The organism is Pseudomonas tumuqii (assembly GCF_013184545.1).
Lineage (GTDB): Bacteria > Pseudomonadota > Gammaproteobacteria > Pseudomonadales > Pseudomonadaceae > Aquipseudomonas > Aquipseudomonas tumuqii.
Genome location: NZ_JAAOJA010000035.1, coordinates 1 through 6,892, shown reverse-complemented (window position 1 = coordinate 6,892; position 6,892 = coordinate 1). Strand labels below are relative to the sequence as shown.

Below are 6,892 nucleotides of genomic sequence, written 5' to 3'. Positions count from 1 at the left end.
TTGATCTGGGTGTGCAGGATGGCCATCAGTGACTCCGATACCGTAATCCGTAGGGTGGATGACGTTTTATCCATCCACCGGCTTTGGTGGAAAACGCTTCGCGGTTTTCCACCCTACGCGGGCAAGCGCCTTATTTGGTCTCGTTGAACAGCTCGCGGCCGATCAGCATGCGCCTGATTTCGCTGGTGCCAGCGCCGATCTCGTAGAGCTTGGCGTCGCGCAGCAGGCGGCCGGTGGGGTATTCGTTGATGTAGCCATTGCCGCCGAGGATCTGGATCGCATCCAGGGCCATCTGGGTGGCGCGCTCGGCGGTATACAGAATCACCCCGGCGGCGTCCTTGCGCGTGGTCTCGCCACGGTCGCAGGCCTGGGCCACGGCATACAGGTAGGCGCGGCTGGCGTTGAGCTGGGTGTACATATCGGCGACCTTGCCCTGGATCAGCTGGAACTCGCCGATGCTCTGGCCGAACTGCTTGCGGTCGTGGATGTAGGGCACGATCACATCCATGCAGGCCTGCATGATCCCGGTCGGGCCGCCGGAGAGCACCACGCGCTCGTAATCCAGACCGCTCATCAGTACCCGCACGCCGCCATTGAGCTGGCCGAGCACGTTCTCTGCCGGCACCTCGACGTCATCGAAGAACAGTTCGCAGGTGTTGGAGCCGCGCATGCCGAGCTTGTCGAACTTGCTGCCGCGGGAGAAACCCTTCCAGTCACGCTCGACGATAAAGGCGCTGATGCCATGCGCGCCCTTGTCCAGATCGGTCTTGGCGTAGATCACGTAGGTGTTGGCGTCCGGGCCGTTGGTGATCCAGGTCTTGCTGCCGTTGAGTACATAGCGGTCGCCCTTCTTGTCGGCGCGCAGCTTCATCGACACCACATCCGAGCCGGCATTCGGCTCGCTCATGGCCAGGGCGCCGACGTGCTCGCCGCTCACCAGCTTGGGCAGGTACCTGGCCTTCTGCTCGGCGGTGCCGTTGCGCTTGATCTGGTTGACGCAGAGGTTGGAGTGGGCGCCGTAGGAGAGGGCGACCGAGGCCGAAGCGCGGCTGATCTCTTCCATGGCGATCACATGGGCCAGGTAGCCGAGGCCGGAACCGCCGTACTCCTCGTCGACGGTGATGCCGAGCAGACCCATGTCGCCGAATTTGCGCCACATGTCCGCCGGGAACAGATTGTCGCTGTCGATGGCGGCCGCGCGCGGGGCCAGCTCACTGGCGACGAAGGCTTGGGTCTGCTCGCGGAGCATGTCGATGGTTTCGCCGAGGGCGAAGTTGAGGGACGGATAGCTCATGGTTCCACCTGTAATATTTGTTCTTAGGTTTAGGCTGTAATGCCTTGTTTCTTATCGGTTTCAGCTAGGGCGTTGAGGCAACGTTCTTCGGCGGTATCCAACTCCAGCTGCATCTGCTGAATGTCCAGCAACTGCTGCTGCAGCTGGTTGCGCCGTTCGGCGATCTTGGCCATGAAGGTTTCCAGCTGCTTGCGGTTGCCGTGCACCGGGTCGTACAGCTCAATCAGCTCCTTGCACTCGGCCAGGGAAAAGCCGATGCGCTTGCCGCGCAGAATCAGCTTCAGTGCGACCTTGTCCTTGCCGCTGTAGATGCGCTCCTGGCCGCGCCGCTCGGGGATGAGCATGCCTTGCTCCTCGTAGAAACGGATGGCGCGGGTGGTGATGTCCAGCTCGCGGGCCAGGTCGGAGATGCTGTAGGTCGCTGCCATGGGCGTCGTCTCGTTGATTTACCTTTACGTTAACGTAAAGCTGAAAAGGCGCGACGTCAACAGGCATTTCGCCAATGTCAGCGAGTTAATCTGATTTCTAGTTTCTGTTTAAACCCTTATTTAATAGGTAGATAGAGAAACAATATAAAGTTGTAGATAAGGAGAGGTGCCGGTGATGGCGACGATCCGACGGTGCTCACGCCCCGCCTGGGAGCCGCGCGGGCAACGGAAGTCGAAGGGGATGGGCGCGGGGAACCGGCTATCAAGGCTGCGGTATGTGCGGCGAGTCGCCAGTGGGCGCCGATCGGCGCAGGAGCATATACAGCCCTAGCGCTGAGACGACGACCAACCCCAGGTCTTCGCTGACACCCAGCGCAAGCGCCGCGGTCGAGCCGATCAGGGCCCATGCCAAGGGCGCCAGCACAACGACTTTGGGCAGGTTGGGGGCCGCCATGAGCAGCAGGCCGAAGGTGAAGAGGGTGGTCGGGCAAGGCAGTCCGAATGTCGGGGACGCCGGGTAGCGATGGCCGATGTAGGCGCCTATAGCCGGATAGACCAGCAGGGCGAATACGATCAGGATCAGGCCGGCAACACTGCGGGCAGACAGGCCTGGCTGGAACTGCAACGCCCCGCGGATGCCACCCTGCCAGGCGAAGGCCATGGCGGTGACCAGCGACACGGCGGCAAAGAAAGGGGCCGCGGGATTAATGCGCCAGAAGAATGCCAGGTGGTAAGCCAGCGCCAGCCAGGTCCAGAGCAACGCCAGCCCCCAGGAAACCAGGCGTCCCGCCCGTCGAGGAGCCCACAGCACGACGGCGAGCATGGCCATGGCGAGGGCGTTCAACGCGACCTGCGCGGGCCACAGGGCAAGGTTGTAGGCCGCGAAGACCTCGAAGAATTGCGCTTGGCTGAATGGCAGATTCATTCCCGCACCCCTCGGCGGCGCTCAGCGACCCGCTGGAGCGCCTTCTCCGGCAGGGTATCCGCTTTTGCGCCGCGGCTGCTATTGCCCCACCGTGCTCTGCTGCCTGTTCAATCACGGTCCGGGGCACCGAGCGGGAAGAGCGAGCGGTAGGGCCGCGCCTCGTTCACCGCCCGGGCGAAGGAAGGCCTCGCCAGCAGCCGCCGCCGATAGGCATGAACGTTCTCGAATCCCGCGTCGATCCGGTGGGTCCAGTCGGCGTAGAACAGTGCCGGTGCGGCCGCGCAGTCGGCGAGGCTGAAGGCGTCACCTGCCGTCCATTCGCGGCCGGCCATCGCCTGGTCGAGCCAGCGGTAGGCGGTCTCGAGCATCGTGCGTGCCTCGCCGACTCCATGGCGGTCGCGCTGCTCTGCCGGGCGCAGGCTGTCGAAGACGATCTTCTGCTGCGGGGTGGAGACGTAGTTGTCGAAGAAACGGTCCATGAAGCGCACCTCGAGGGCAGCGCGCGCATCCGCGGGGAGCAAGCGCACCGGCCCCGGATGCTGGAGGTCCAGGTGCTCGATGATGATGCTCGCTTCGGCCAGCGTGCGGCCGTTGTCCACCAGCACCGGAAAGCGTTTGAGCGGCCACAGCGCTTCCAGCTCCGCGACCGCCTGCGGGTTGTCTGGCGCGAGCAGGCGCCACTCGAACGGGGTGGCGTTCTCGTACAGCGCGATCAGGACTTTCTGGCAGTAGGAAGAAAAGGGGTGGGCATAGAGCTTGATGGTCATCTTCGACTCCTCGATTTGTCGACCTAAGCGGCCTGGAAAGTAATCTGCCGCATGAGCTGGTCGTCTGGGAGAGGGATGAATCGACAGAGGCGGGTCAAAGTGCGTCGTCAGGCAGGTGCTTGTCCATCAGTTGCCGGTAGCGGCCGCTGTCGATCTGCCGCGCCAGCTCGGCGTTGAAGCGCTCGATCAGCTCGGCGCCGCGGGGATAGCGCTTGGACACCAGCAGGTATTCGCGAACCGTGTAGATCGGCTCTGCCAGCATCCGGTAGTTGCGCCGGCTGCCGGCTTCCCGTTCGATCAGGTGCCAGCCCGCATCCTCGCTGAGAAAGATGGCGTCGGCCCGGCGGTTTTCCATCATGCGCACGCAGCTGTCCATCTCGCGCACGGTAATCAGCTCGATCAGCTGCCGCTTGAGGGCCTCCTCGATCGGCGGGAAGAGGTTGTAGCCCAGGGCCGTGCACAAGCCGCAGCCCCTGCAGAGCCTGGGCTGTGGTCGCGCTCGGCAGTGCCGCCACATGCACGAACAGATGCACCGGGCTGCTGCGCAACGGCGCCGAATAGTGCATCTCGCGGGCCCGCTCGGGGTTGAAGCTGTAGGGGAAGGTGGCGCTGAACCTGCCGCTCCGGGTCTTCTGGTAGCCACGCTTCCAGGGCAGGTAAGCGACGCTGACCGGGTAGCCCAGCTGCTGGAAGATGCCACTCACCAGCTCGGTCATCACGCCGCCGTTGGGCAGGCTTTCCCCGCTGTAGGGGGCGAACTCGCCAGTCACCAGGCGAATCTCCTCGGCCCAGCCCGGCGTCCAGCAGGCCAGTAGCAGGGCCAACCCCCATGAGGTTTGTTTCATCCGTCTTGCCAGTGTCGATCGATTGCTCAACTGTTTGCTGCTCCATGTCGTTCTTACCGATCTTCATGCATACAGGCCGGAGGTGCGGGTGTGCATGGCGCTCTACCCATAACTGGTGGCGGTACAAGGCCAGCGTGTGGGCGGGGTGGATGGACGTGCAGCGGAATATGGTCAATGAACGGGGCGTCCACCGTAGTTGATGAGCAGCATGTTGTGCACGGTTATTGATTCGGTTTCGTGTTCGAACGGTAAAAAACTGCGTTGTGCCGACAACCTCAGCTGTACATCGAACGCTAGTTGCTGGCAGTTGGCTTGTCTATCTGCGTGCCGCTCAGCACTGGCCAGGATCGACGGCAGGCAGGGTGGCTTGGGGCCGGCAAACACGCTGGCTGGACCTGGCGCCTTGTCGCGCGCTCGGCCGGAGGTTACCCGGATCGGCACGCTATTCGACCTTCGCGGGACTGGACAGGTAAAAACGCTTACTTTACGTTAACGTCAACGTAAGTTCGGTTTGCGCCGCTGATCCTGTCGCGGCGACGCGCAGCCGGCGGCTCGGCGTCTATCCCACTACAAGCACAAGAAGGGAAAGCCCATGAATCACCTCAGCTACACCCGTGGTCCGCAAGACCAGCCGTTGTTGGCCATGACCATCGGCCAGGCGTTCGATGACACCGTGGCGCGTTTCGCCGGCCGCGAGGCTCTGGTGGTGCGTCATCAGCAGTTGCGTTATAGCTGGAGCGAATTGGCCGAGCAGGTCGACAGCTGCGCACGCGCCCTGCTGGCGCTGGGCGTGCAGGTTGGCGACCGGGTCGGCATCTGGGCGCCGAACTGCGCCGAGTGGTGCATCACTCAATTCGCCAGCGCCAAGGTCGGTGCGATCCTGGTCACTATCAACCCGGCCTATCGCACCAGCGAGCTGGACTACGCCCTGCAGCAGTCCGGCTGCAGCTGGCTGGTCTGCGCCGATGCGTTCAAGACCTCCGACTACCACGCCATGCTGGTGCAGCTGTTGCCGGAGTTGGCGGCCAGTCAGCCGGGCGAGCTGCTCAGCGCGCGCCTGCCGGAGCTGCGCGGGCTGATCAGCCTGGCGCAGCAGGCGCCGGCCGGCTTCCTCTGCTGGCATAAGCTGGCAGGTCTCGCCGCCGGCATCAGCCCGGCGCAACTGGTCGAGCGCCAGGCGCTGCTGCAGTTCGACGAGCCGATCAATATCCAGTACACCTCTGGCACCACCGGTTCGCCCAAGGGCGCGACCCTCAGCCACTACAACATCCTCAATAACGGCTACATGGTCGGCGCGAGCCTCGGCCTGACCGAGCACGACCGCCTGGTGATCCCAGTGCCGCTGTACCACTGCTTCGGCATGGTCATGGGCAATCTCGGCTGCCTGACCCACGGCAGCACCATGATCTACCCGGCGCCGAGTTTCGAGGCGGAGGCCACTCTGTTGGCCGTGGCAAAAGAAAAAGCCACTGCGCTGTATGGCGTGCCGACGATGTTCATCGCCGAACTGGATCACCCAGGGCGCGCCGAGTTCGATCTGTCCAGTCTGCGCACCGGGATCATGGCCGGCGCCACCTGCCCGATCGAGGTGATGAAGCGGGTCATCGACGAGATGCACATGCGCGAGGTGCAGATGGCCTACGGCATGACCGAAACCAGCCCGGTGTCGCTGCAAACTGCCGCCGACGACGACCTGGACGTGCGCGTGACCAGCGTCGGACGCACCCAGCCGCAGCTGGAAAGCAAGATCGTCGACGCCGACGGGCGCATCCTGCCGCGCGGCCAGACCGGCGAGCTGTGTACCCGCGGCTACAGCGTGATGCTCGGCTACTGGAACAACCCACAGGCCACCGCCGAGGCCATCGATCCGGGACGCTGGATGCACAGTGGTGACCTGGCGGTGATGGACGCGCAGGGCTATGTGCGCATCGTCGGCCGGAGCAAGGACATGATCATTCGCGGCGGCGAAAACATCTACCCGCGTGAGATCGAGGAATTCCTGTTCGGCCACCCGGCGGTGGCGGACGTGCAGGTAATCGGCATACCGGATCGCAAGTACGGCGAGGAGATCGCCGTGTGGGTCAAGCTGCACCCCGGCCACGCCTGCGACGCCGATGAGCTGCGCGCCTATTGCAAGGCCAGCATTGCCCACTTCAAGGTGCCGCGCTACGTCAAGTTCGTCGACGAGTTCCCCATGACCGTAACCGGAAAAGTGCAGAAGTTCCGCATGCGCGAAGTCATGCTGGCCGAGCTGGACACGACCGCTGCACAGTAGATTATTGAGGGTGGGCGCTTTGCCGCGACCCGCCCTGACCAGCACCCAGATAAGGAGGAGCTGTTATGACCATGCAACCCGATCCTGTAGTTATCGTCAGCGCCGCGCGCACGCCGATGGGCGCTTTCCTCGGCGACTTCAAGGAGGTTACGGCCGCGCAGTTGGGCGCCGCGGCGATCCGCGCGACCCTCGAGCGCGCCGGTCTGGCAACCGATGCGGTGGACGAGGTGATCATGGGCTGCGTGCTGCAGGCCGGCCAGGGCCAGGCCCCGGCGCGCCAGGCGGCGCTGGGCGCGGGCCTGGCGCAGGGCACGGTGTGCTCGACGGTGAACAAGATGTGCGGCTCGGGGATGAAGGC

At 63.9% G+C, this 6,892-nt stretch carries 7 protein-coding genes; 2 read left to right on the top strand and 5 right to left on the bottom strand.

The window, feature by feature from the left end; genetic code table 11:
* Positions 1 to 130: 130 nt before the first annotated feature.
* The 5 genes from G9C89_RS24695 to G9C89_RS24675 all read right to left on the bottom strand — a co-directional run bounded on the left by G9C89_RS24695 (position 131) and on the right by G9C89_RS24675 (position 3,877).
* Positions 131 to 1,294: an isovaleryl-CoA dehydrogenase gene (locus tag G9C89_RS24695; protein WP_172153325.1), complete on the bottom strand. Its 1,164-nt coding sequence runs from the start codon at positions 1,292 to 1,294 to the stop codon at positions 131 to 133.
* A 29-nt stretch (positions 1,295 to 1,323) separates the two neighbouring features.
* Complete coding sequence (locus G9C89_RS24690; protein WP_172153323.1) at positions 1,324 to 1,722, bottom strand: MerR family transcriptional regulator; 399 nt, start codon at positions 1,720 to 1,722, stop codon at positions 1,324 to 1,326.
* 262 nt (positions 1,723 to 1,984) lie between these two features.
* Positions 1,985 to 2,647 carry a DUF6064 family protein gene (locus G9C89_RS24685; RefSeq protein WP_172153321.1) on the bottom strand — a complete coding sequence of 221 codons (663 nt, stop codon included), beginning with the start codon at positions 2,645 to 2,647 and terminating at the stop codon, positions 1,985 to 1,987.
* A 107-nt stretch (positions 2,648 to 2,754) separates the two neighbouring features.
* Positions 2,755 to 3,414 carry a glutathione S-transferase family protein gene (locus tag G9C89_RS24680; protein ID WP_172153319.1) on the bottom strand — a complete coding sequence of 220 codons (660 nt, stop codon included), beginning with the start codon at positions 3,412 to 3,414 and terminating at the stop codon, positions 2,755 to 2,757.
* Between the two features lie 94 nt (positions 3,415 to 3,508).
* Positions 3,509 to 3,877 (bottom strand): substrate-binding periplasmic protein, encoded by a 369-nt coding sequence (locus G9C89_RS24675; protein ID WP_172153317.1) that lies wholly within the window; start codon positions 3,875 to 3,877, stop codon positions 3,509 to 3,511.
* 974 nt (positions 3,878 to 4,851) lie between these two features.
* On the opposite strand from G9C89_RS24675, the gene G9C89_RS24670 reads away from it, so the two are divergent.
* Both G9C89_RS24670 and G9C89_RS24665 read left to right on the top strand, forming a co-directional pair.
* Positions 4,852 to 6,534, top strand: coding sequence for an AMP-binding protein (locus G9C89_RS24670; protein WP_172153315.1), 1,683 nt, complete (start codon positions 4,852 to 4,854; stop codon positions 6,532 to 6,534).
* A 71-nt stretch (positions 6,535 to 6,605) separates the two neighbouring features.
* Positions 6,606 to 6,892, top strand: a 287-nt coding sequence (locus tag G9C89_RS24665) for a thiolase family protein (protein ID WP_449301114.1), incomplete at its 3' end; no start/stop codon positions are given.